Origin of the sequence: Paenibacillus antarcticus, from assembly GCF_001637225.1 — a bacterium.
Taxonomy (GTDB): domain Bacteria; phylum Bacillota; class Bacilli; order Paenibacillales; family Paenibacillaceae; genus Paenibacillus_AQ; species Paenibacillus_AQ antarcticus.
The window spans coordinates 1-24453 of sequence record NZ_LVJI01000053.1 but is presented as its reverse complement, the minus strand read 5'-3'; the positions used below and the strand labels follow the sequence as shown (position 1 = coordinate 24453).

22 protein-coding genes, 11 tRNA genes and 1 rRNA gene are annotated in these 24453 nt (G+C 39.9%); 4 read left to right on the top strand and 30 right to left on the bottom strand.

Going from position 1 to position 24453, the window contains the following annotated elements:
* Positions 1-15: 15 nt before the first annotated feature.
* From PBAT_RS22600 to PBAT_RS22585, 4 genes are all read right to left on the bottom strand, one after another.
* Complete coding sequence (locus PBAT_RS22600) at positions 16-963, bottom strand: cation diffusion facilitator family transporter (RefSeq protein WP_068652929.1); 948 nt, start codon at positions 961-963, stop codon at positions 16-18.
* A gap of 176 nt (positions 964-1139) precedes the next feature.
* Positions 1140-2036, bottom strand: a complete 897-nt coding sequence (gene secF / locus PBAT_RS22595; protein WP_068652928.1) for a protein translocase subunit SecF — start codon at positions 2034-2036, stop codon at positions 1140-1142.
* The gene (gene secD, locus PBAT_RS22590; RefSeq protein WP_068652927.1) at positions 2026-3279 is read right to left on the bottom strand and encodes a protein translocase subunit SecD; all 1254 of its coding nucleotides are present in this window, start codon (positions 3277-3279) and stop codon (positions 2026-2028) included. Before secD ends, secF begins: the two co-directional genes overlap by 11 nt.
* Positions 3280-3427: 148 nt before the next feature.
* Positions 3428-3685, bottom strand: a complete 258-nt coding sequence (locus PBAT_RS22585) for a post-transcriptional regulator (protein ID WP_068652926.1) — start codon at positions 3683-3685, stop codon at positions 3428-3430.
* Positions 3686-3873: 188 nt separating this feature from the next.
* Between PBAT_RS22585 and spoVB the strand changes: the two genes are divergently transcribed.
* On the top strand, positions 3874-5493 hold the full coding sequence (gene spoVB, locus PBAT_RS22580; protein ID WP_068652925.1) for a stage V sporulation protein B: 1620 nt from the start codon (positions 3874-3876) through the stop codon (positions 5491-5493).
* Here the strand turns inward: spoVB and PBAT_RS22575 are convergent.
* Positions 5486-6244: a YetF domain-containing protein gene (locus PBAT_RS22575; protein ID WP_068652924.1), complete on the bottom strand. Its 759-nt coding sequence runs from the start codon at positions 6242-6244 to the stop codon at positions 5486-5488. The genes spoVB and PBAT_RS22575 overlap by 8 nt on opposite strands.
* Before the next feature lie 203 nt (positions 6245-6447).
* On the opposite strand from PBAT_RS22575, the gene PBAT_RS22570 reads away from it, so the two are divergent.
* On the top strand, positions 6448-6843 hold the full coding sequence (locus PBAT_RS22570) for a TIGR04086 family membrane protein (protein ID WP_068652923.1): 396 nt from the start codon (positions 6448-6450) through the stop codon (positions 6841-6843).
* A gap of 74 nt (positions 6844-6917) precedes the next feature.
* Positions 6918-7763: a phosphatase PAP2 family protein gene (locus PBAT_RS22565; RefSeq protein WP_246168290.1), complete on the top strand. Its 846-nt coding sequence runs from the start codon at positions 6918-6920 to the stop codon at positions 7761-7763.
* A gap of 83 nt (positions 7764-7846) precedes the next feature.
* Here PBAT_RS22565 and yajC read toward each other — a convergent pair whose 3' ends face one another.
* The 12 genes from yajC to PBAT_RS22505 all read right to left on the bottom strand — a co-directional run bounded on the left by yajC (position 7847) and on the right by PBAT_RS22505 (position 20832).
* Entirely contained in the window at positions 7847-8125 is a 279-nt protein-coding gene (gene yajC / locus PBAT_RS22560) for a preprotein translocase subunit YajC (protein WP_068652922.1), read from the bottom strand.
* 31 nt (positions 8126-8156) lie between these two features.
* On the bottom strand, positions 8157-9296 hold the full coding sequence (gene tgt, locus PBAT_RS22555) for a tRNA guanosine(34) transglycosylase Tgt (protein WP_068588057.1): 1140 nt from the start codon (positions 9294-9296) through the stop codon (positions 8157-8159).
* 78 nt (positions 9297-9374) lie between these two features.
* Positions 9375-10403, bottom strand: coding sequence for a tRNA preQ1(34) S-adenosylmethionine ribosyltransferase-isomerase QueA (gene queA, locus PBAT_RS22550; RefSeq protein ID WP_068652921.1), 1029 nt, complete (start codon positions 10401-10403; stop codon positions 9375-9377).
* Positions 10404-10409: 6 nt separating this feature from the next.
* Positions 10410-12524: a SpoIID/LytB domain-containing protein gene (locus PBAT_RS22545; protein ID WP_068652920.1), complete on the bottom strand. Its 2115-nt coding sequence runs from the start codon at positions 12522-12524 to the stop codon at positions 10410-10412.
* Positions 12525-12552: 28 nt separating this feature from the next.
* Positions 12553-13560: a Holliday junction branch migration DNA helicase RuvB gene (gene ruvB, locus PBAT_RS22540; protein ID WP_068588065.1), complete on the bottom strand. Its 1008-nt coding sequence runs from the start codon at positions 13558-13560 to the stop codon at positions 12553-12555.
* 19 nt (positions 13561-13579) lie between these two features.
* Positions 13580-14194: a Holliday junction branch migration protein RuvA gene (gene ruvA, locus PBAT_RS22535; protein WP_068652919.1), complete on the bottom strand. Its 615-nt coding sequence runs from the start codon at positions 14192-14194 to the stop codon at positions 13580-13582.
* Positions 14191-14694: a crossover junction endodeoxyribonuclease RuvC gene (gene ruvC / locus PBAT_RS22530; protein ID WP_068588071.1), complete on the bottom strand. Its 504-nt coding sequence runs from the start codon at positions 14692-14694 to the stop codon at positions 14191-14193. The genes ruvA and ruvC overlap by 4 nt, the downstream gene beginning before the upstream one ends.
* A 268-nt stretch (positions 14695-14962) precedes the next feature.
* Positions 14963-15754 (bottom strand): response regulator transcription factor, encoded by a 792-nt coding sequence (locus PBAT_RS22525; protein ID WP_068652918.1) that lies wholly within the window; start codon positions 15752-15754, stop codon positions 14963-14965.
* Positions 15732-17600: a cache domain-containing sensor histidine kinase gene (locus PBAT_RS22520; protein ID WP_068652917.1), complete on the bottom strand. Its 1869-nt coding sequence runs from the start codon at positions 17598-17600 to the stop codon at positions 15732-15734. Before PBAT_RS22520 ends, PBAT_RS22525 begins: the two co-directional genes overlap by 23 nt.
* 30 nt (positions 17601-17630) lie before the next feature.
* Positions 17631-18461 carry a carbohydrate ABC transporter permease gene (locus PBAT_RS22515; protein ID WP_068652916.1) on the bottom strand — a complete coding sequence of 277 codons (831 nt, stop codon included), beginning with the start codon at positions 18459-18461 and terminating at the stop codon, positions 17631-17633.
* Positions 18461-19345 carry a carbohydrate ABC transporter permease gene (locus PBAT_RS22510; protein WP_068652915.1) on the bottom strand — a complete coding sequence of 295 codons (885 nt, stop codon included), beginning with the start codon at positions 19343-19345 and terminating at the stop codon, positions 18461-18463. Before PBAT_RS22510 ends, PBAT_RS22515 begins: the two co-directional genes overlap by 1 nt.
* A gap of 104 nt (positions 19346-19449) precedes the next feature.
* Positions 19450-20832 (bottom strand): extracellular solute-binding protein, encoded by a 1383-nt coding sequence (locus PBAT_RS22505; protein WP_068652914.1) that lies wholly within the window; start codon positions 20830-20832, stop codon positions 19450-19452.
* Between the two features lie 412 nt (positions 20833-21244).
* Here PBAT_RS22505 and PBAT_RS22500 point away from each other — a divergent pair, with 412 nt between their 5' ends.
* Positions 21245-22315: a branched-chain amino acid aminotransferase gene (locus PBAT_RS22500; protein WP_068652913.1), complete on the top strand. Its 1071-nt coding sequence runs from the start codon at positions 21245-21247 to the stop codon at positions 22313-22315.
* A gap of 74 nt (positions 22316-22389) precedes the next feature.
* Here the strand turns inward: PBAT_RS22500 and PBAT_RS22495 are convergent, their stop codons facing one another.
* From PBAT_RS22495 to rrf, 13 genes are all read right to left on the bottom strand, one after another.
* Positions 22390-23091, bottom strand: a complete 702-nt coding sequence (locus PBAT_RS22495; RefSeq protein WP_068652912.1) for a BofC C-terminal domain-containing protein — start codon at positions 23089-23091, stop codon at positions 22390-22392.
* 104 nt (positions 23092-23195) lie between these two features.
* Positions 23196-23269, bottom strand: a tRNA-Pro gene (locus PBAT_RS22490).
* Positions 23270-23274: 5 nt separating this feature from the next.
* Positions 23275-23354, bottom strand: a tRNA-Leu gene (locus PBAT_RS22485).
* Positions 23355-23378: 24 nt separating this feature from the next.
* Positions 23379-23455 (bottom strand) — tRNA-Arg (locus PBAT_RS22480).
* An 18-nt stretch (positions 23456-23473) separates the two neighbouring features.
* Positions 23474-23548, bottom strand: a tRNA-Gly gene (locus tag PBAT_RS22475).
* A gap of 7 nt (positions 23549-23555) precedes the next feature.
* Positions 23556-23640: transfer RNA gene (locus PBAT_RS22470), tRNA-Leu, on the bottom strand.
* 15 nt (positions 23641-23655) lie between these two features.
* Positions 23656-23731, bottom strand: a tRNA-Lys gene (locus PBAT_RS22465).
* Between the two features lie 12 nt (positions 23732-23743).
* A tRNA-Asp gene (locus PBAT_RS22460) sits at positions 23744-23821 on the bottom strand.
* 33 nt (positions 23822-23854) lie between these two features.
* Positions 23855-23928: transfer RNA gene (locus PBAT_RS22455), tRNA-Met, on the bottom strand.
* A gap of 26 nt (positions 23929-23954) precedes the next feature.
* Positions 23955-24030, bottom strand: a tRNA-Val gene (locus PBAT_RS22450).
* A gap of 21 nt (positions 24031-24051) precedes the next feature.
* Positions 24052-24126 (bottom strand) — tRNA-Glu (locus tag PBAT_RS22445).
* A 5-nt stretch (positions 24127-24131) separates the two neighbouring features.
* A tRNA-Asn gene (locus PBAT_RS22440) sits at positions 24132-24207 on the bottom strand.
* 77 nt (positions 24208-24284) lie between these two features.
* Positions 24285-24401, bottom strand: a 5S ribosomal RNA gene (gene rrf, locus PBAT_RS22435).
* Positions 24402-24453 lie beyond the last annotated feature (52 nt).

Genomic DNA, 24453 nt, shown 5'->3' with positions numbered 1-24453 from the left:
CATTCAACATTGTGACTACTGGAGTAATGTCGGCGTATCCCGACTTGTTAATTCATGATTAGACTTGTAAGGGTACCCAGGATCATAAGGAACTACTTGAATATTCACATCACTAACATGTAGAAACCGATTCATCAAAAGTTTCTTCGCACGCTCAGCAATATCTTGCGCTTCCAAAACCGTAATTCGCGGATTAACACTCACTTTTACATAAATAATAATATAATGCCCATGTTCATGTGATTTCAGATCATCCACTGTTATGATTCCGTGCACGCGTTGGACTGTATCAATAAAATTAGCGGAATTTTCTTCTTCTATTTCCTGATGAGCAATCCTCCCATAAACAGAATTCACGATTATAAGATACCCTTTTCTTAGTACAAGAACGGATACAATTAAAGCTGCAATAGAATCCATGTATAATAATCCAGGCCACCCGTACATATCACCTGTGAACGAAAGAATAACACCTAATAATACGATAAAAGATGAATATAAACCTAGACGGTGTTTTGCAACATATACGGTATGTTTACCTTCATTTCTTTTTTTGGATACACGATATTGAAATTGAAAGATAGCTTCTCTTACCGCGAGAGATACAAAGATAGCAATCACTGAGAATGGCTCCGGTGATTTCAGGTCTTCTTTCGAAAGATTCATAATCGCACTCGTAGCAATTTGTAATCCTCCTATAAGAACTAAGACTGAAAAAAGAATGGCTATTACAGGTGATGTTTTAGCAGATTTACGATTACCTCTATGCGTAGTCGGTTGTTTCAAAGGAATTTTTTCTGCTAATGAAGTAGAAGCTTCCGTCGCTGAATACAATGCATCTCCTAGTAAAGCCTTGCTATCTGAGAAATATCCAACAATCCCTTTAAACAAAGCAAGACCGAATTCACAAATAATTCCTGTCCAAGTTACGGTTTCCGTTGGCGCTAAACGTTGTATAGTCACATGAGCCCCCCTCTAGCAACTTCAATGCCGATAACTCTATTCTCTCTACATACGTGGTCATCCCATCTCACAATAACAATGGCGTCTAATGGTGCACCCCAACATATCTAATCAATATGAAAGCCGCGTCATCATAGACCGCGGCTTTCTTTGTTTTATTCCAATTTCCCTTAAGCTTATGATGTTTTTCCAATTTTTTTATTCTTTTCTTTAGTCTTAAGGAAAAACCAGAATGGGCTTGCAATAAAGATCGAAGAATAAGCTCCGAACACAAGTCCAATAACCATAGCAAAGGAGAACATTTTAATGGATTCTCCTCCAAATAGGAACAGGAAGAGCGCTGCAATAAAGACAGTAAGTGCCGTATAAATGGAACGCTTAAGCATTTGATTCACACTCTTGTTCACCAAGTGAACAAGGTCCTCGTTCGTCTTCAGCTTAGCGAAACGTAAATTCTCACGTATCCGGTCGAATATAACAATCGTGTCATTAATAGAATAACCAATGATTGTCAGTACGGCGGTGATGAAAATCAAATCCACTTCTAAACGGAATATAGAGAACACCGTGATAACCAAGAATGCATCATGAATGAGCGACAATATAGCTGCTATTGCAAAACGCCATTCAAAACGAATACTCACATAAATAACGATACCAATAAAAGATAGAAGCACTGCATAGATAGCATTTTTTCCAAGTTCTTTAGCCATCTCTGTATCTACTGTATTGACCTCAAAAGATGCTGCACTATCCAACTTTTGAATCTCAGTTCTTAGTAGATTATCATGCTCTTCTGTTAGCTTTTCAGTGAAACGAATATTCATCCGTTTTTCACCTGGCGTAATACTGGTTCCCTCATCAATCCCAATCTTCTTGAGAATGGGGTCAATTTGACTCTGTGTTAACGACTTAGAGAGCGTTATATCTACATTGGAACCAGAGCGAAAATCTACTCCAAAATTCAAACCAAAGACAGAAAGACAGATAATCCCTACGATGGTTAAAATGATGGACACCGTATAAAAATATTTACTAACATGAACAAAATCAATTTCTTTCTTAAAGTTCACGAATTTCACTCTCCTTCACACCAAATTGCTTCGGTTCTTTAAGTAGGCCTGACTTAACCAAGAGGCTAAGCAACCAGTGGGAGAAGTAAACGTTCGTTGCAATACTCAATACAATTTCAACAATGAGTACTAATGCGAATCCTTTTACAGCACCTGTTCCGAAATAAAACATAAAGCTCGCAACAATGATTGTCGTAACATTAGAATCGATTATCGTACGGAAAGAAGATTTATTTCCTAATTTAACGGAAGACAATACACTTCTACCATTACGCATTTCTTCTCTAATTCGTTCATTGGTTATGATATTAGCATCTACAGCCATCCCTATCCCGAGTATAAATGCTGCTATACCAGGCAGAGTTAATGTGAAATCGGCTAGAACGAATACTAAAATAAGTAACCATGTGTGCAAGATCAGAGCAAAACTCGCTAATAATCCAGGTAAACGATATATCCCAATCATGAAAAGAAGAATAAAGGCCGAAGCGATTAGACCCGCAACAATCGTCTGATCTAATGATTGTTTACCTAGTGTAGCTCCTACGCTTTGAGAATACTTTTCCGTCAGGCTTAGTGGTAACGCACCTAGGTTAATCGTATCCCGAAGATTCTTAGCTTCATCATTTGTGTAGTTACCACTAATGGAAGCTTTTCCATCAGTTAATTCCGATCTTACAACCGGAGCAGACAACATCGTTTCATCTAAGAAAATACCTAATTCTTTGCCGATAAGACGTGTTGTAATTTCTGTGAATTTAGCTTTATCCTTCACTTGGATACTAATTTCAGGTTGGTTTAGAGAGTCATAACCCACTTCTGCACCATTCTCTTTAAAATCGCTTCCTAAGAGTTCGATTTTAGTGAAATCAGCATCTTCCTTGCCACCAGTCGGTGAACTACGAAACGTTAGATTCGCAGGTTCTTTCATTTTCTTCCTAACCTCAGCCTCGTTGGTTACGCCAGCGATCTTCAGACGAATGCGGTTAGTTCCTTCTGTTGTCACTTCTGGCTCACTTGTTCCTAAGACATTTGCCCGCTTCTCTAAACTCTGGGCTGTACGGTTCAAGGATTCTTTAGTAACGGCTTGTCCTTCTTCTAATGGCTTAGCCTCATAGAGAATTTCAAATCCTCCCTTAAGGTCAAGGCCCAATCGGACCTTATCGAGTAATCCTGGAGTTGTTACTGCCATTACGCCAGCTAACACGATCACTGTAACGAAAAAACTAATAATTCTTTTCATGCCGATCTTAGTTCCCCTTTCGTTCTCAATATTCCTATTATAGCCATGCGTTAAAATGCAGTCAATTTATCAATATTGTAAAATTCGTGTCACCGCAAAATTTAACATTATCATTACCCTTTCCTTTCCAAAACAAAAAGGACCTCTTCTATTCAAAAGTAGATCCCCTATAGGCCGACATTGTCATAAAATTCATAAACCCCGTTACTTTCAGAGATAAAATATCGTTGACTAACTTATAGATCGGAGGAAAGCCTTCCTTTTCGTATTTTGAACTAACGCAATTCCATACATCTTTACCAGTCACGTGCTCATATCCGATAAGTCTAAATTCTTCGGCTTTGCTCTTACACATCATCTGAATATCCTCATTGAGTTGGACGCTACTTAAATCTTCTACTCCCACGCGTACTCCTCCTCTCTATGATGTCTGTATCTCTTAACAAGTTATTCGACCTTGAAACCCGATTTTCCTTTTTCTATGAAATGAATTACAAAGCTTACGCATGAGAATGGACAGGTTGAGCATATCCATATAGTAATGGTCATGCTGGACAACCGGCTAAGCTTGACTCGAAAAAGAGGGGTGAGCAGGTGAAGAAGCCTAAGAGACAACTAAATAAATATCAGAAACAAACATTTATACAAGGGACCTTAATATTAGTGGCAGCAGGTATCATTAATCGTATATTAGGGTTTATCCCTCGTATTATTTTACCCCGTATCATTGGAGCGGAAGGTGTTGGGATTTACCAACTCGGATATCCATTTTTCATCGTATTGATGACGATAATAACGGGTGGTATCCCCCTAGCTGTATCCAAGATTGTATCCGAAGCTGAGGCAGCAAATAATCCCAAGGCTTCCCAAACTGTCTTACGCATAAGTCTAGCATTAACAATTACACTAGGTATTATATTCATGCTATTGTCCATCTTCTTCGCCCCTTGGATAACCCAGACCATACTGACAGACCCCAGAGTCTATCATACATTTGTAGGTATGAGTCCCATGCTAGTAATTGTCGCCGTATCCTCTGTCTATCGGGGATATTTCCAAGGAAAACAGAATATGATTCCATCAGCCCTATCTTCCATAGTAGAGACAGTGGCTAGGATTGTCTGTGTACTTTGGTTCTCATTCCTTCTTCTGCCCAAAGGAATTGAATTTGGAGCGGCTGGAGCCATGTTGGGGGTTATGGCCGGTGAATTTATTGGTCTCCTTATATTGTTATGGCAGTATCATGCTGAGAATAAAAAGGGAGACGATCCTGATACATATAACAACTTAGAAACTGAACCCGTTAGCATTCCTCAAAAAAAGGTACTTCGTCGATTACTGAAGATTACGATCCCTGTTACTGCAGGCAAGCTTGTCGGATCCTTCTCTTATTTATTCGAATCCATAATTACGGCACAAAGTCTTGCGTTAGCTGGTTTCGCCACCTCCGTTGTCACTGCTCAGTATGGAGCCTTGCAAGGTATGATCATCCCATTATTGCTACTACCAGGGGCACTTACTGCTGCATTAGCAGTCTCGCTCGTTCCATCCTTATCAGAGGCAGCAACCCGTAAAGATATGGTTACGATTCACAAAAGACTCAATCAGACCTTAAGGTTAGCGCTTGTAACTGGAGCACCATTCTCTGTACTAATGTTTGTCCTCTCTGCTCCGTTATGTTTACTTTTATACAACGACCACGATATATCAAGTATGTTAAAACTCATGGCACCTTTTGGCTTATTTATTTATGTTCAAGCTCCATTAATGGCAGCTCTTCAAGCACTAGACCATCCTGGAAAGGCTCTGCGCAATACATTAATTGGTTCTGTTATTAAGTTATTTCTAATTTGGTACTTAGCATCTCAGCCTCAATATGGAATACTAGGCGCTGTCATTGCCATTATTGCTAACAGCATCATCGTTACATTGTTGCACGGGTTCAGTGTGGCTAGAATGTTATCTTTCAAATACAAGATTCTCGATTTTGTGAAAATGGGTGCTGCTATGATCGTAATGGCAGGAGGGACCCAATTTGCATATAACCAACTTCCATTTCATCAACTTACATGGTTGCAATTCATTGCAGCAAGTATTGTAGGTATGATTATTTACTTCATCATTATATTTACTATTAAGCTCGTATCCTTTAGGGATTTAGAAAAAATACCAATGATCGGGGATTGGTTTCGCTCCAAACAGAAATTCACTTAACCGGTTGGCCACTCACTTTTTCCTTTAGATCAATATAAATATGATTATTATGATCAATACTGCATAGAAAAACATCTTTAAAGTCGCTCGCACCTTTTGCTAAAATCTGATTTTTCAGCCAAAATCGTGTCTTTTTTATCAAATGTAAATTTTCATCTTGGACTCTTCCATCCATAATTAAAGGTACAGGTACACCTTGATTAGTTAGTTTACCTGCAGGAACCAAAATTCTTCTCCTGCTATTCACTCTACTATTCCTTCTAACTAGTGAAGATTTAAACGAAGACTCCTCAGCAGAGTTTGAATCTTTGGAAAGAACCGTAAGTTGACCTGTTGTCTCTAGAATCGCAAATTCTACATCGGCAATGTTATCAATATCTTTTTGACGGATTTGAAGCATTAGATCATCAAGATTATAACGCTGCTTCTTCATGGCCTCACGATGAATTTTACCATTAGAAATGAGAACGGTCGGTTTCCCATCAAATAACAGACGTAATCTTCGATTCTTCAAACTAATCTTTGCAATAATAATCTGTAAAATGACCAGTGTGGCCATAGGTATAATTCCTTCCATTACTGGACGCTTCACATCTTCTACCACAAAAACAGCAATTTCAGCAATCATAATAGAAATAACTAAATCAAAAACAGATAATTTTCCAATTTCTCGTTTACCCATAATACGAATCGTGATATAGATGACAAAATACATCAGTAATGTTCTCAATATGTGATTTGTGAAATCCATTGTAAAAACTCCCTTATTCTTGTCATGCTTGGACATGTTTGTATTGCTATTGTCACCTATTTTGATAAAGCTCATGCAGTAGTCTCTATCTTTAATTAATGGCAATTTAATATGCAATACCCCTATGCTTTGTTGTTGTACTACTGGGGCAAGCCCCATCATACAATGACAGTAACATATGGACTATAAAGGAGGTTTCTTATATGCAATTTATTCGTCAATTCATCTCTTTAAGAATTACCAACCCAATCCTTGCAGGACTTTGTTATGCATTTTTCTGGATGATGATGGGTTCATTTATTCTATCTCTGTTCTTATGGTTAAGCGGAATGCAGGAACATGATCTGGGTGTGTATATTTATTTAATACATATGTTCTCAGCAGCAGTAGGAGGTATCGTTTCTGGTAAGCGTTCAGGACGAAAAGGATGGTATAACGGGGGTTTAACGGGTATATTTTACGGGTTAATTATTGTTATTATCGGTTTTCTCGCTTTAGATAATTCAATAAGTTTAGAGCATATTCTTTGGATAGGTATTGCATTTGTTATTGGTGCGATTGGCGGCATGTTTGGCGTAAACTTAAGACAAAATATGTAATTTTCAACAATAGTCTCTTCCTTATTTATGTGGTACACTGGTTTCAGTCATTTTATAAAGAGGAGGCTATTTTTGTGCTTTACCAGTCTATGGCAACGATTACTTTAGCTTCAACAGCAATGGTTATTATACTAATTTGGCTAGGATCTCTTCGCAATCCATTTAAGGTTATTAAAGAGTTCGCAAATACCCTTATATATTCTCGAAGATTCCTATTTCTATTTATTAGTGTAGCAGGCATTCTTTTCATTAATAAATATGAACTAACAATTGAGAAAAACATGAATTATCAAGCCGATTTCACGCCCTGGGTGTTCGGTATAGAAGGTCATTTCGTAAGAAATCTACAAGAATTCTTCTATAATCCCATAATTACAGAGATATGTGTGTTCTTCTATGTTATTGTTTTTCAGTCCCTGTTGATTGCCTCAATTGGGGTGTACCTCTTGAATAAGAATAAGTTGTTCGTGTATGCTACATGCTTCGCCATCATTATTAATTATGCGGTAGCCATTCCTTTTTATCTCTTTTTTCCAGTGAGCGAAGTCTGGTCTTATCCACTCTCTGGAGTCACTTTTCATATGTTAGATGTATTCCCTCGATTCGAGGAATCCTATAGACCCCTCTCTGGTCTAGACAATTGCTTCCCAAGTCTTCATACATCTATCTCTGTGACGATTATGTTGTTAGCTGTTCGTTCGGGCAATCGTCGTTGGAGAATGATAACGACCACAAGTGCAGTTATTGTATTATTCAGTATCTTCTATCTTGGTATTCATTGGGTAACAGATATGATTGCTGGATCATTACTAGGCATTACAGCAACTACCTTAGGTATTTATTGGGCTAAATCAACCCTCAAGAAAGAGGAGAAACTTCACCACAGGAATCGTTCTAAAGATGTGGAACTATCCTTATAGACACATAAAAGAGGTTGTCCCACTGTCAATTTGACAACATGGACAACCTCTTTTACATTTATCAAAAAATTTTAGATTACAATTTATTTACTTTCTACGTCTGTACGTACACCCTGGCTAATCGCGCTACGGTCAAAAGTAAGCTTAGTTGCATCATTAACAAGAAGGACAATAATATCATCAGTGATTTCTACGATTGTGCCATGAAGACCACCAATGGTTACTACCTTATCTCCCTTGCCCAGCGCTCTTAACATCGTAGCACGTGCTTTTTGTTTCTTTTGTTGCGGACGAATTAATAAAAAGTAAAAGATCGCAAACATCAAAACAAACGGCCAAAGTAATTGAATCATTTCAGTCATCTTATTTCCCCCTTAAATAAATTACAGCATTCTAGAACCCTTTAAGGTTCTCATAAAGCCCATACTGTTCAAAAAACTCATCACGAAAATCAAGTAGTCTGTCGTCCATAATACTCTGACGAACCTTGCGCATTAATTCTAGCAAGAAGTGCAGGTTATGGTATGTAGTCAGTCTCAGACCAAAGGTTTCATCTGCCTTAATCAAATGCCGCAAGTAAGCTCTCGAGTAGTTCTTACATGTATAACAATCACATGCTGGATCTAATGGACCGTAATCACGAGCATACTTAGCGTTACGGATTACAACTCTTCCTTCGCTTGTCATTGTTGTCCCATTACGAGCGATACGTGTTGGTAGAACGCAGTCAAACATATCCACTCCACGAATAGAACCTTCGATCAGAGCATCGGGAGATCCAACACCCATCAAATAACGAGGCTTATTGCTTGGAAGCAATGGAATTGTGTAATCCAATACATCATACATTAATTTCTTAGATTCACCTACGCTGAGTCCACCAATAGCATACCCCGGGAAATCCATGGAAGTCAAATCGCGTGCACTCTGCTTACGTAAATCTTCATACATCCCACCTTGAACAATTGCGAATAGCCCTTGATCATTCGGACGAGCATGACTCTCTAAACAACGTTCAGCCCAACGAGATGTTCTTTCAAGTGATTTCTTTAGATAATCATATTCTGCTGGATAAGGTGGACATTCATCGAATGCCATCATGATATCTGATCCCAGTGCATTCTGAATTTCCATAGCAACTTCTGGAGACAAGAATAATTTATCACCATTCAAGTGAGAGCGGAAATGAACGCCTTCTTCCGTGATTTTGCGCATTTCACTAAGACTAAACACTTGAAATCCACCGCTATCTGTCAAAATAGGTCGATCCCAATTCATAAATTTGTGAAGCCCACCCGCTTCGCGAATAATGTCGTGACCTGGACGTAGAAATAAATGATAGGTATTGCTGAGAATAATCTGCGCATCCATTTGCTTTAATTCTTCTGGGCTCATCGTTTTAACCGTCGCCAATGTCCCTACAGGCATAAATGTAGGTGTCTCAATAATACCATGAGGTGTATGAACACGACCTAGACGAGCTCCTGATTGTTTACATGTTTTAATATGTTCATAAGTAATTGCTGCTACCATAGTGTATTTGTATTCCTTCCTTATATAACATTCATTTAGAACTTAAGTAGAACTGTTAATCTTACCGTTTCCTATTTCTCAATAAATAAACATAGCATCACCAAAGCTGAAGAATCGATATCTCTCATTCACAGCTTGCTTGTACGCTTCGAGAATATGTTCTCGCCCTGCTAAGGCACTCACTAGCATAACTAATGTAGATTTCGGAAGATGAAAGTTTGTAATTAAAGCATTTACTACCGTAAACTCATACCCCGGGAACATGAAGATACTAGTCCAACCACTACTTTCCTTCAAAGGTCCTCCAGCACATTGCTGCCCAACCGTCTCTAGAGTTCGACATGTTGTTGTGCCTACTGCAATAATTCTACCCCCAGCTTGACGAGTATCATTTAGTAGATCTGCCGTTTCCTGAGAAAGTGAATAATACTCTTCATGCATCACGTGGTCTTCTACACGCTCCACCGACATCGGTCGAAATGTTCCTAATCCCACATGCAATGTAATAAAGGCTACCGAAACACCTTTAGCACGAATATCATCGAGTAATTCCTCTGTAAAATGAAGCCCTGCTGTAGGCGCCGCTGCTGAACCCTCATGACGAGCGTACACCGTCTGATAACGTTCACGATCATCAAGCTTGTCTTTAATATATGGCGGAAGAGGCATTTGTCCAAGCAGATCAAGGATTTCTTGAAATACTCCATTATACGTAAACTTGAGTACTCTACCTCCCATATCACTTTCAGACTCAATTACCGCTTTAAGTTCATCACTAAATACAATAATATTTCCTTGTTTCAGCTTTTTCCCTGGCTTCACTAACGCTTCCCAGCGATCTTCTCCCAGATTCTTAAGTAGTAGAACCTCTGCTTTAGCACCCGTATCCTCTTTCACACCAAACAATCTTGCCGGGATAACCCGAGTATCATTCAATACAAGTGTGTCACCTGACTTAAGATATTCCGTAATGTCTTTAAATGTATGATGTTCCGTCTTACCATCTTCTTTATTCAACGTTAGCAATCGAGATGAGCTTCGTTCTAGAAGTGGTGTCTGAGCAATCAATTCATCTGGTAGTTCAAAATTATATAACTCTACATCCATGTGTCGTCATTCCTTAGCGATAGTGACATTTTGATAATAGTGTTTCAAAATATCCTGATAACCATTTCCTGCATCTGCCATACCTTTGGCTCCCCATTGAGAAAGTCCTAGACCATGACCGTTTCCTTGCCCGATAAATATAAACTTATCACTAGCATCTAATACATTTGCCTTAGATTCACTATTCATGATAACCATTCCGGTACCATTAAGACTGACCGTCCCCGAAGCCGAGATCACAGAAGTCTTAGAAGATGTTGATGCTTTTACCGTTGTGCCATCTGAACCTAATACAGTATAACTTCCTGTAGATGCAATATCAAACAATGTACTTGGTAATCCATTTAATGCAGATCGGAACATATCCGGATACTTCACATCCAAGATTTGTCCATTTACCTGCAGTTCTACAACCCGACCCGATGGTCCTCGTCTCGTAACATCCAGTGAGTTAATGGTAGAAGGTAATACTAATGTACCCTTCCCCTTCATTGCCTTAAGTAGTTTGGCTGAAGTATACGGACCTCTTACCCATGAATAGGTGTTAGATTCGGCGACTTTATCGAGAATAACTGCCGTATTACCGGGATTAAGTTTACTCACTGCAGGAACATTGGATTGAACTAACGGAATTACACGAACATTCGTATCCGTGGATGTTACCGTTAACTGAGCAAGTCCTGAGGCTGTTGTGGTGGACAATTCCTTCACGTTATCTTCACGAACATAACCTGTTTGTCCATTATTCAACAAAATATGATACCACATTTTAAGACTCTTTTGTGCAGATAAATCACCTTCACTTGTGACAGTTGTAAAGGTATTATTGTTACTATTCCATACCTCACTAGAATCTGCGGTTACCCCGCCGCTGTTGGATGAGAAGATGGCCTCAACTACCTTACCATCCTTCATAAGGATTTCTCCCTGAGTATCATCAACAGCTTTAGTAACACTGGCTGCTTCAGAACTTGTTCCATTATATACTTGGCTTAGCGTTGTATCGACTACATCCGCTACTTTATATTTATTTCTCTGAAAAATAGCATAACTACGTGCAGCCACTGCTTGTGTCTTCAATGCCTCACTAGGCCATGATGAAGGCACTTCTGCGCCAACAACAGAGTACAAATATTGTTCTAGAGGAACTTCATTTACCAAAGCGATCTGCCCATTATATGAACTTATTTCCCAATTACCACGATAAATACGTTTGGATCTTTCTGTGACTTGTATCCCATTCGATTGTTCTGGAATCCACAGTTTCGATGTGTCACCACTTATCTGATAATGATCTATCGTTTGGAGTGAAGTAAGGTTTACTCCAACATCTTGACGCATGATAAGTGCTGGAATCGAAGAATCTACATTTGATAAAGTCACGGTGGGTATACGTTGACTCATCTCCTGTTGAATACCTGCCAGTTCATGATCATTAGCAGCTTCTCCTACCCATACTGCATATTGGGTTCCGACAGAAGGTACGCTCTGAAGAACAGTCATGGCATCAAATCCAGCAGATTGAATGGTTTGTTGCTGAGTCTGCGCTTCAGCTTGCGTACTATAAACACCTGCAGACCAATGTTTACTTCCCTTAAGAGAAGGCACTTGACCGTTCAATTGAGCGGATGCGGTTTGTGTTACACGATTTCCAGCCTCTCTACCCGCTTGTTCAGTTGCATAAGGTCCTGTGTACAATTGATATACCGTACTTCCTCCAAGTGTTGAACTGAATAGTAACGGTTTATCATTCGTTGCAGACAGCTTCTGTGATGCTGCCGTCGCTGTTTTCCAATCCTTCGTCTCTAATACTTTAACTCGAAATGAATCAAGACTGAAACGCACTTGTGTTGATTGCGAGATATTAATCAAAGAATGATAACCGTCATTCCCATTAAATCCTGCACTCCAAGGAGCTACAGACTGAAGGGTTACAGCTTGTGTCGTTGATTTGTACGTATTTCCTAAATCCAGAAACATCGCTACTCGTATGGAATCTGGTATGAGTCCTGCTGCCATAACCTTATTATCATGGAAAGGTAAACAAGCTGTTCCGACAGCAGCGACTAGCATTCCTTTACAGAACCATTTCAACGCTTTACTTTTCATATGAAGAAACATTGAATTTCTCCTCTCTGAGATAGATTATTTACTTCTGCTGAGGGGGCTGTGGCAATCCTAAATGTTGATATGCAGCAGGTGACACCATTCTCCCTCGTGGAGTACGTTGTAGAAATCCAATCTGCATTAAATAGGGTTCGTACACATCTTCAATCGTTTGACTCTCTTCTCCGATTGTTGCAGCAATCGTATCCAATCCAACTGGACCCCCACGAAAGCTGGTAATCATAGTATGAAGTATCTTGTAGTCAATGAGATCCAGACCTCTAGGGTCTACTTGTAGCATTTGGAGTGCTTGATCTGCAATATCTCTTGTGATCATCCCATCTCCACGCACCTGCGCATAGTCCCTAACTCGTTTCAATAGACGATTGGCAATCCGAGGTGTCCCCCGTGCCCTAAGCGCTATCTCATCGGCAGCATCGCCCACAATCTCAATTCCAAATATATCAGCACCTCTTGACACGATGTAACTAAGCTCATCCACACTATAAAATTCAAGACGGCTGACTACACCAAATCGATCACGTAGCGGTGCGGATAACAATCCTGCACGCGTTGTTGCTCCTATTAAAGTGAAAGGAGGTAGATCTAATCTAACTGAGCGCGCACTTGGTCCCTTACCAATCATGATATCGAGCGCGAAATCCTCCATCGCTGGATACATTACTTCCTCTACTGTTCGGTGCAGACGGTGAATTTCGTCAATGAACAATACATCCCCTTCTTGAAGATTCGTCAGTAATGCAGCCAAATCTCCTGGGCGTTCAATGGCTGGCCCGGACGTTGTCCGCAAATTCACCCCTAGTTCGTTAGCTATGATATTAGCAAGCGTAGTCTTACCAAGTCCAGGCGGACCATATAAAAGCACATGATCCAGTGCCTCTTTGCGCATTTTAGCTGCCTCAATATAAATTTTTAAATTTTCCTTCACTTGATTCTGACCAATATATTCTGCCAAATATCGAGGGCGAAGACTGAGCTCCACCGCCTGATCTTCCATCATCATGTTTGCTGATATGATACGGTCTTCCATTCACTATCGCTCCTATTCCTTAGCCCGCATAGAGCAGTTTGAGAGCCCGCTTCATTAAGACGTCAATCGTGTCTTCATATGAGACATCATCTTTAATTTTTAACCATACGCCATCAAGCTCTGTTTCTGTATAACCTAAGGCTTTCAAGCCTTCCCTTGCTTCAGACCAAGAAGATCCATCTCCCTCTTGAGGTTCCGGAACCGTGAACAAACCACCCAAGATTGCACCTGTCCCAAAGCCTTCCAACTTGTCCTTCAAGTCAAGAATCATTCTCTGAGCCGTTTTCTTTCCAATACCGGGTAGCTTAGTTAAGAATGTAATATTCTCTTGGAAAATGGCTGACACCACAAGATCAGGATTACCACCACTTAGTATGCCAAGGGCAACCTTTGGTCCAATACCAGATACCTCAATTAACTTCCGGAATAACTTCTGCTCATCACGTGTTGGGAAACCAAATAATAATATTGCATCTTCACGAACATTTTGATGAATATAAATCGTAACTTCACCTTCAGCCTTTGCAAAAACATAAGGATTGGGACAAAACACACGATATCCCACACCACGGACATCTAATACTACATAATCACTTTCCAAATGAACAACAGGCCCTGTTAAGAAATCAATCATTTCCGCAATACCTCATTTAACATTGAATTTAAAGTATATGAATGTGCATGACATATGGCGACAGCTAAGGCATCTGCAACATCATCAGGTTTAGGAACTTCTTTCAAGCGCAAGTAAATACGCACCATCTCCTGAACCTGCTTTTTTTCAGCCTTTCCATATCCAACAACAGCTTGTTTCACCTGTAACGGCGTATACTCTCCAATTGGAAGTCCTTTTTGCACAGCCGCTAGAATCATCACACCACGTGCTTGACTTACGATCATTGCCGTTGTCACATTTCGATTAAAGAATAACTTCTCGAATGCGACCGTATCAGGTTTATATTTATCTATCAACTGTACCATACCTTCGTACACATGTAACAATCGATCTTCTTCTGGCGTATGAGCTACCGTCTGAATACTTCCATATTGAACCGGTGTGATTTTGCTTCCCTCTTTGTCAACAACACCAAATCCGACAATAGCAATACCCGGGTCAATTCCTAAAATGCGCAAAATCAATCTCTCCCTCATCATAAAGCGAACATATGTATTCGTCTCTTTATTATATGAAAAACTCATAGGTAAGTCTATGATTGCTAGAAATACCGTCTCTGAGTAAAAATATATTTAATAAAATGTAGACTAATGATCGCTCTCTCTATTATAAAAAAAAGAGACGATCATCCTTCATGCATAAGCACAGGGTAATCGTCTCTTTCCTCGAACCTAAGAACAAGGAGTCTTCCTATTAGACTAGATCTATTTCTCAGCGTCATATAACTCAACGAACATCAGCACGGTTATGGTCCCGGTATTCTTTGGGAGACATCCCTGTCTGCTTCTGGAATACCTTTGTGAAATAACGCCGTTCCTGATAACCTACTCCAGAACCGATGGTTGAGATACTTTTGTCACTGTTAGCCAACATGAATTTGGCGGCTGTCATCCGTTGGAGCGTCACATATTCCACAAAAGTCATGGAAAAGCGATTCTTAAACAACAAACAAAAGTAGCTACAACTAATTCCAAGCATGGCGGCCATCTCTTCGATACCAATATCTGAATTCAGGCGTTCAGTAATATACTGAACAGCTGTATTCATAAGCTGCTCCGTTGTTTTCTTAGTACTTTCATTCTCATCAGTCGGGACCTCTTTAAACAGAGGAATTGTATTATACAACTTATCTTTGAATTGTTTACTTCGGATCTGTACACCGATATCTCTGATCTTATTTTCTAATTCCTCATAATGAATCGGTTTACAAATGTAATCCTTTACACCAAGTCGTATAGCCTCACGTGCGTAATCAAATTCCTGATAACCTGTAATTAACAATACCTCACTGTTCAGACCCATCTCGCGTAACTTTCCGACAAACGTTAATCCGTCCATTACAGGCATACGTATGTCGCATAGTACGAGATCAGGACGCTCCACCTCTGCAATAAGCAGAGCCTCCATCCCACTGCGCGCCATGCCGGTAACAGTCATCCCCATTTCCTGCCAAGGAAGCACTCTGTTCAAGTTATTAAGAATAGGTGCCTCATCGTCAACCAATAATACTTTTAGCATTGTGATCTTCCCCCTGCTCGTATATAGGTATGACACATTGAATAATTGTCCCGCAATCCTGGCTGGAACAAATGAAGATTCCATATCTGAAGCCATATTCAATACGGATACGATCAGCTACACTTCGGACTCCGAGGCCCCTGCGTTCCAGATGAACCCGGTTACCGCGTTTCGCTTCATCCTTATGACCCTGATCTTCATTATCGGCACTCTCGCTTACCATATACTGAAACATAGACAACTGGGACGAGTTCATGCCAATGCCGTTATCTTCAATCCTAAGAATCAAATTACCACGTTCTTCAAAGCCTTTAATACTTAGCTTGCCTTTATAGGGAATACCCTCAAAGCCATGCTGAATACTATTCTCCACCAGTGGCTGAAGAGTAAGCTTCAAAATTCCACATCCGTGTAATTCTTTTGGAATATCTATTTCGTAGTCGAATAAATCCTCAAAACGAAATTTTTGAATATCGAGATAGTCACGAAGATGTTTAATTTCTTCTTCAAGTGTGATTTCGTCCCTATCCTGAATGGTGATACGCAAGATACTTGCGAGTCTGTAAACCATCTCACTTACCTTACGACCTTCATTCTGCACAGCTAACACATTGATTGATTCTAACGTATTAAATAAAAAGTGCGGTTTAATCTGGGCCTGCAAAACACGCATCTCTGCTTGATTCTTTCTTCGTTGCTCCAATTGAATCCGATTAAATAGGTTATTGATTTTATCCATGAGGTCATTATAACCTTTAGCCAGCAGTGTTAGTTCATCATTACCCTTTTCTTCCATTCGGCTAATGAGATCTCCACCCTCTACGCGACGCATGAACCGAACAATGACCGCTATTTCACCAGTAATCCGATTCATAAAGAATAGGTTAAAAATCAAAGCTGCTAAAAAACAGATAAAAATAACAAAAACGAACCATCTAGCAAAAATCGTAACTTCCCGTGATAATGAATCCCATGATGTCACAGATACTAGGCTCCACGGATGATCCTTCAGGTGGTACATCGAGACAATACTCTTCTCCCCTTCAAACTGTGTTTTGAAACTTTGGAAGCCTTTCTTAAAGGTAATTTCTTTATTCGTAAATGATTGAAAATGTTGTCCACTTAAATCTTTGTCAGGATCGAACAAAATCATTCCATCATCATTTACGAGCATGAAAGAAACCTTTTGAGTGCTATCTCCTACTTTCAGGTTACGAAATATCGATTCGAACTCCCAATTTTTGATCTGCACTACGAGAATACCGATGTTCTGAAAGAAGCTTAGCTCTTTCACAAGCCGGATTTGCGTAAAAACAGGTTCAGTTCCTGTCAGTTCAGGATATTCGTGAGGAGCCAACCACTTTGGCACTCCGTTCATAGTTAAAACATCACGGTACATTTCGCTCTCTTTGAACTTATCATATGGAAGGGTACTGAAATTATCTTTACTAAATAGCGATACGATTTCCGAGCCGCCTTTTCCATTGAAGTTGTACAAAAAAGCGTAACTGATTGAAGGGTGGTTAAACAGTAGACTTCGAAAGTTACGTTGACTGGCATTCAGACTTAGCTGCTCACTATCAGTCAGATCCTGATTTGTGGGATCATCCGCACTGAGCGCCATATGAAATACCGACGTAGCAATCCCGTTGTCTGTCAAGTTATCCATCTCATTAAATACATTTGAAATGTTGTAACTAATCGCTTTGAGAGAATACTCCGATTGTTCACTGTACTTCTTCTCAATTGAATTATAAGTTACAAAGAACATAATCATCCCAAGAATAAACAATGGGATGATGATTAGGCCCAAAAATGCAGCAAACAATTTGTAGCGTAAATTCATGGGCTAAAGCTCCTAACTTTCGAAGAAACGTTATCCTTTTACGCTTCCCGCTGTTAAACCTTCGATAATCTTTTCCTGAAGGAACGCATAGATAATTACAACTGGTAACACACTGTAGACGATACCTGCTGACATTTGTGCGTAGTTCATCTGGTATTGATCACGGAACTGTACCATTCCTACCGGAAGTGTACGTAGTTCATCATTGGAAAGGAAATAGTTGGCAAGTAAGAATTCATTCCAATTTCCCAGGAAATTAACAATGAATACTGTAACCATAGCTGGAACCGTTAAAGGTACAATAATTCTAGCAAAAATACCTGGAGCATTCAAGCCATCCATTACAGCTGCTTCTTCAATTTCTCTCGGAAGAATACGCATAAATGCCGCCAAAATAATAACAGTAAATGGAATTGCATTAGCAATATAAGGAATAATTAGCGCCCAGTGAGTATTAAGTATTCCTAGCTTACGCACTATAGTATAAATAGGTAGCATAAGTGCATTATTAGGAATTAGCATTCCTATAAGAACTAAGGAAAAAAGAATACCGTTCCATTTGCCTTGACGCATACGAGTTACGGCAAATGCGAACATCGAACCCAACAAAATAGTCACTACTGATGCAAAAATAGCTATGTACATACTGTTGAAGAAATACGTACTAATCTTGGCATTTACCCATGCTTCAATATAATTATCGAAGACAAATTCCTTCGGAATACCAAAAGGATTCAAGGCAATCTCAAGATTATTCTTCTTAACTGATGAGAATAACACAAACAGGAAAGGAAAGAGAATAACGAGCAGATATGATAATAAAACTACATGTGGGATACACTTTTTCAAGGTACGAAGCATCAGTATTCAATCCTTTCGTTACGTCTGGCAATCAACAGCTGGTAAAGAGCCGTAACCAACAGCGTAAACATAAAGATTAGAACGGCGATTGCATTGCCGTACCCATATTTAAAGTTGGTGATTGCATATTTAATCATGTAAGTTGCCATTACTTCAGTAGAACCAGCTGGTCCACCCTTCGTCATGACGATAACAATATCAGCAGCTTTCATAGCTCCTGCAATGGATAACATAATAACGACAGTTATAATCGGCATGATGAGTGGAAGTGTTATTCTTGTTGCACGCTGAACTCCAGTAGCTCCGTCAATCATCGCTGCTTCATTCAGTTCACCTGGAATCGACAGAATTGCTGCCAATACCATTACAATGTAAAATCCAGTCCACTGCCATGCATTCGTGATCAGAATAGAGATCATTGCGAATCTTTCATCAGATAACCAGTAGATTGGTTCTATACCAACCAGACCAATCAACTTATTAAGTAGACCGATATTTGGCTCATAAATGAAACCCCAAAGAATACCGATAACTGCTGTTGACATAATTGAAGGCATAAATACAGCTGTCTTGTACAGCCCCTTCAGTTTTTTAACGTTAGCAATCAAGAGTGAAAACAATACAATTAAAGGTACTTGTATAAAAACGGAGAAACAAATAAATAATCCGTTGTTTTTAGCTGATATCCAGAAACGCTCATCTCCAAGCGCTTTTTTGAAATTGGCAAGACCTGCAAATTTAACCGTATCTGAAACACCATTCCAGCTGGTTAAGCTGTAATATATCGAACTAAAAATGGGATAAATAAAAAACATCATAAACAGAAATAGTGCCGGTAAAACAAATAGGGTAAAGGCCAAGGGATTTCTCAGTGCTTTGTTCATGACTACCTCCGATTGTTGGACATTAGCGGATGTGTTTAATAGGAGATTTTAAAAACGTACCCTGGATCAATGAATGAACCAGGATACATTCAATTTACTGCTCCTTATTCCACTGCTGCGTTAGCTTCTTCTTGTACTTTCTGTATTGCTGCTCCCATTTTTTCAGGAGTTGTCTGACCACCGATCAAACTTTGAATCTGAATATTACTGATTTCAGTTGTAACATCTGCTTGAACAAGTGAGTCAAATGCAGGGAATGATGATTGGGAAGTGTTAAGAACTGCAACGATTTCACTCATCAAATCATCTGTAATACTTTCGTTAAGCTTAGCTTGATCAATTTTCATAGAAGGAAGAACACCATCTTCTACAAGTCCGCGTAATTGAATTTGTTCATTATAGAAATTCTTAATGAATGATGTAACAGCAGCTAACTGACGTGGATCATTTGCAACAGTAGCCGAGAATCCGTAACCATTGTTTACATCACGCATAAGTGCAGTTTGATCACCAACTCCGCCATCAACTGCTGGAAGATTGAAGAATCCAACTTTACCGATCAAACCTTCACCGGATTGACCAGCTTTGAATACGGAAGACTTCCAAGTTCCGTCATACATAAGAATGGCTTCACCACTTGTGAATTGAGTTGTGTACTCAGCATACTCAAAGCCAAGTTCGCCTTTTTTGAAATATCCTTTGTCTACCCACTCTTTATACTTAGCAAAACCTTGAACTACGTTAGCGTCACTCCATTTAGCTTCGCCTGTAGCGAACTTGTTAGTAACGTCTGGACCTGCATAACGAGACCACAAGTGATTAGCAAGCATTAGAGGTACCCATCCAGCTTTAGAAGCTCCAGCCATTGGTACTTTACCGTCAGCTTTGATATCAGCTAGTTGTTGATCTAACTCTGCAAATGTAGTTGGTGCTTTCCAGCCTTTACTTTCATAGTAACCTTTATTATAGAAGAAACCCTCACCAGAACCACCGATTGGCAATCCGTATACTTTTCCTTCGTACGTGAAAGGATCTAGGTTTGAGAACTGGTCTGCAATGCCTAGTTCAGCAAGAATCGGTGTCAGATCAAGCAATTTGTTTTCTTTAGCATAAATTTTGGAATCTGGGCTTCCGAAAAGTTCAAAGATTTCAGGAGTACTTCCTGCAGCCATTTCCCCGCGAAGTTTCTCTTTACGGTTTACGTCTGAATCTACCCCATCAAGCTTGAATGTCAATCCAGGAACTTCCGTTTGAACCGTTTTCACAACATCCTGAAGGATAGCAAAACGTTTCTCTTTGTCCGCACCTATCTGTGTATGGCGGATCGTCATTTCAAACGGTTCTTCGCTTACTTTCTCTTCTGTTTTAACGTCGGTATCTTTCCCCTTGTTTGCTGTGTTCGTAGCATTATTGTTGCCTCCGCAACCAGTAAGTAATGCTGAAGTAACGAAAATCAAGGACAAAATCATTGTGATGCTCTTTTTCATTTTTATGACCCTCCATATATAATGATTTCTATTACACTTCTTATTATAGAAAGCGCATTCTATTCTCGCAAGGTAAGGTTTATCTATAAAAGGGGTAAAATACTCTAATGTAAGCGAAATCATTGGTAATTATTATCGGTTTGCGTTAGTTTATATGACATGAAACCTCTAGTTCCTCAATTATAAATCTCTTTTCTTCTTATATATGTTATAAAACTTATACGTATTATGTTGTTTCTATCATTTAGTTGACTATCTGAAAAAGTGAATTAAGATAACTAATCGTTATGAGTAACGTATTATTCAACTCTATATTGGTAACTATTAATTTAATGGCATAATTGGATTGACCAATTGTTTTTTTATTCTTTATAATGTAAGATAATATATTTCATTGAGACATAGGAGGATTATGAACATGGAAGAAATTAAAATTCAGCAAACAGACATCCGCAAAGCCAAACCAGATCAAAGTAATCTACCTTTTGGTCATTATTTTACAGACCATATGTTTCTACTAGACTACAATTTAGAACAAGGGTGGCATGAGCCTCGTATTGTTCCTTATGCTCCTTTAGTGTTAGATCCTGCAGCAATGGTATTTCACTACGGTCAAGCCGTTTTTGAGGGCATGAAAGCATTCATAGCGAAGGATGAGCAAATTCTTTTGTTCAGACCCAATAAAAATATGGAGCGCTTCAACCAATCGAATAGACGTCTTGAGATTCCAGAAATCGATGGCGATTTCATCATCCATGCCATTCAAAAACTAGTTAATGTAGACAAAGAATGGATTCCTTCCGGAAAAGGTACTTCACTATATATTCGACCTTTTATTATCGCAACTGAAGCATGCCTAGGTGTACGTGCCTCCCACACTTATCAACTTCTCGTCATTCTATCACCTGTTGGTGCTTACTATAGCGAAGGATTAGAACCTGTTAAGATTAATGTTGAAAGCTCCTATACACGTGCGGTTCGTGGTGGATTAGGTACTGCTAAAGCAGCAGGTAATTATGCTGCCAGTATCAAAGCTCAGACGGAGGCCAAAGATGCAGGGTACTCTCAAGTACTTTGGCTAGATGCTATAGAGAAGAAATATATTGAAGAAGTTGGCAGCATGAATATATTCTTTAAAATTAATGGCAAAGTTATTACCCCTGAACTTAATGGTAGCATTTTAGCAGGTGTAACCCGAGATTCTATTATGGAGCTATTAAACAATTGGGGAGTTCCTGTTGAGGAACGTCAGATTTCTATAGAAGAAGTCTACGAAGCATCCCTTAATGGTACTTTAGAAGAGGTTTTTGGAACCGGGACCGCTGCCGTAATTTCTCCAGTTGGGGAATTATTCTGGAATAATCATCAAATGATCGTTAATCAAGGGCATATTGGTCAACTTTCGCAGAAACTCTATGATACCATTACTGGTATTCAAACTGGATTGATACCGGATACGCTTCATTGGACAGTTCAAGTCTAACATTATATATTGTAATTAAAATAAATCCCTCTAGTTCACTAGAAGGATTTATTTTTGTTCTCTTCAGTTTATCTTTAATTCGTTCTCTTCATAACATTAGCGCTATGTTCCCGTGCATAGTCACTAAAGGTTGATATAACACTGTTATACTCATCAATATCCTGAATTCGAATCCCATCGTATAATTCTTTTAGTACGCCTTCAGGGAGTGCCGATTCCATAGAATTGATATCAAGCTGAAAGAATGTTTTTAATACCTTTTCCTTATTCGGTGGTCCTTCATACAACGTAAGATTTCCATCTGCATCCATACTCATATATGCCTTCTGTTTACAGACAGGAGATAAGTCTGAGATCGATTCTACTAGCCATACATCCCCGTTATGATCAAGATGTCCTGTCCAAGTGGGGTTCTTATGAATCAGCTCACTGATCCTCTCAAAACGCATCTTACCTAGAACTTGTTCTTCTTGACCACAAACATAACTCCTCCTAAACATAACCTTATGAGCTTTATCGGAATCATTTAATCTTTGCAAAAAATACAGATCGTCATTAGACTCCCCATCAAGCGAAGTATTAGTATTTTGTAGGTATTGTAGAGTTTCGACCGCAATTTGTGGTTTTGAATTCAATAAAGATTGAACTTTCTCAGAGAGATGTAATCCCCACCAAGCCATCCCAACTACGATCACACACAATGCGGTTGTTCCAGTACGTCGCTTCCACTGTTTCCAATTCTTTTTAATTTGCTTTTTTAGTTTTGAAGCATTCACATTGATCCCCTTCTATCTGCCTTCTTTTCTTTATTGTGACCGAAGAGTGATAGATTTATACAGCAAAAAGACCATCGAATAACTTCGATGGTCTTTAAGATTTATCGGGACGACACGATTTGAACATGCGACCCCCTGGACCCAAACCAGGTGCTCTACCAAGCTGAGCTACGTCCCGTTGTATGCCGGTGAAGGGACTCGAACCCCCACGGTTTCCCTCACGATTTTGAGTCGTGCGCGTCTGCCAGTTCCGCCACACCGGCGAATATGTATTTACTAAATAAAAATGGTGCGCCCTAAGAGATTCGAACTCCTGGCCTTTTGATTCGTAGTCAAACGCTCTATCCAGCTGAGCTAAGGGCGCAAATACAAGAATAAAAAATGGAGCGGACGACGGGAATCGAACCCGCGACCCTCGCCTTGGCAAGGCGATGCTCTACCGCTGAGCCACGTCCGCAAACATATGGTGCGCGTGGAGGGACTTGAACCCCCACGTCGTGAAACGCTAGATCCTAAGTCTAGTGCGTCTGCCAATTCCGCCACACGCGCACACTGATAAAGAAATGGTGAGTCATGAAGGATTCGAACCTTCGACACCCTGATTAAAAGTCAGGTGCTCTACCGACTGAGCTAATGACTCATATTGTAAAAATGGCGGAACCGACGGGATTCGAACCCGCGATCTCCTGCGTGACAGGCAGGCATGTTAGGCCAACTACACCACGGTTCCATAGTAATCTATTCCTTAATGGAATAAAATTAATTGCGGGGGCAGGATTTGAACCTGCGGCCTTCGGGTTATGAGCCCGACGAGCTACCGGGCTGCTCCACCCCGCGTCATTGATAAGCATATAAAATTATTATGGTGGAGGCTGAGGGGATCGAACCCCCGACCCTCTGCTTGTAAGGCAGATGCTCTCCCAGCTGAGCTAAGCCTCCATATGAGTAAAACAATATAATTGGTGACCCGTAGGGGAATCGAACCCCTGTTACCTCCGTGAAAGGGAGGTGTCTTAACCGCTTGACCAACGGGCCTTATATGGCTCCCCGAACAGGGCTCGAACCTGTGACAACTCGATTAACAGTCGAGTGCTCTACCAACTGAGCTATCAGGGAATATAAGCAATTGTGTTATAATGCTTTCTGTAAAACATGACCTACATAAGTGTATGTACATGTATTTCAGGATGACTGCTTGGCGACGTCCTACTCTCCCAGGACCCTGCGGTCCAAGTACCATCGGCGCTGGAGGGCTTAACGGTCGTGTTCGGGATGGGTACGTGTGGAACCCCTCCGCTATCGCCACCAAACATGATTTTTCGAAGCTTATGCTTCTCGAAATCGCTGCTAGAAAATATCAGT

Bases quoted from the DNA above. Each gene is read 5' to 3' on its own strand.
- secD (WP_068652927.1), bottom strand. From the start codon at position 3,279: ATGAAAAGAATTATTAGTTTTTTCGTTACAGTGATCGTGTTAGCTGGC.
- PBAT_RS22575 (WP_068652924.1), bottom strand. From the start codon at position 6,244: ATGGATTTCACAAATCACATATTGAGAACATTACTGATGTATTTTGTC.
- PBAT_RS22570 (WP_068652923.1), top strand. From the start codon at position 6,448: ATGCAATTTATTCGTCAATTCATCTCTTTAAGAATTACCAACCCAATC.
- yajC (WP_068652922.1), bottom strand. From the start codon at position 8,125: ATGACTGAAATGATTCAATTACTTTGGCCGTTTGTTTTGATGTTTGCG.
- tgt (WP_068588057.1), bottom strand. From the start codon at position 9,296: ATGGTAGCAGCAATTACTTATGAACATATTAAAACATGTAAACAATCA.
- queA (WP_068652921.1), bottom strand. From the start codon at position 10,403: ATGGATGTAGAGTTATATAATTTTGAACTACCAGATGAATTGATTGCT.
- PBAT_RS22545 (WP_068652920.1), bottom strand. From the start codon at position 12,524: ATGTTTCTTCATATGAAAAGTAAAGCGTTGAAATGGTTCTGTAAAGGA.
- ruvB (WP_068588065.1), bottom strand. From the start codon at position 13,560: ATGGAAGACCGTATCATATCAGCAAACATGATGATGGAAGATCAGGCG.
- ruvA (WP_068652919.1), bottom strand. From the start codon at position 14,194: ATGATTGATTTCTTAACAGGGCCTGTTGTTCATTTGGAAAGTGATTAT.
- PBAT_RS22525 (WP_068652918.1), bottom strand. From the start codon at position 15,754: ATGCTAAAAGTATTATTGGTTGACGATGAGGCACCTATTCTTAATAAC.
- PBAT_RS22520 (WP_068652917.1), bottom strand. From the start codon at position 17,600: ATGAATTTACGCTACAAATTGTTTGCTGCATTTTTGGGCCTAATCATC.
- PBAT_RS22515 (WP_068652916.1), bottom strand. From the start codon at position 18,461: ATGCTTCGTACCTTGAAAAAGTGTATCCCACATGTAGTTTTATTATCA.
- PBAT_RS22510 (WP_068652915.1), bottom strand. From the start codon at position 19,345: ATGAACAAAGCACTGAGAAATCCCTTGGCCTTTACCCTATTTGTTTTA.
- PBAT_RS22505 (WP_068652914.1), bottom strand. From the start codon at position 20,832: ATGAAAAAGAGCATCACAATGATTTTGTCCTTGATTTTCGTTACTTCA.
- PBAT_RS22500 (WP_068652913.1), top strand. From the start codon at position 21,245: ATGAACATGGAAGAAATTAAAATTCAGCAAACAGACATCCGCAAAGCC.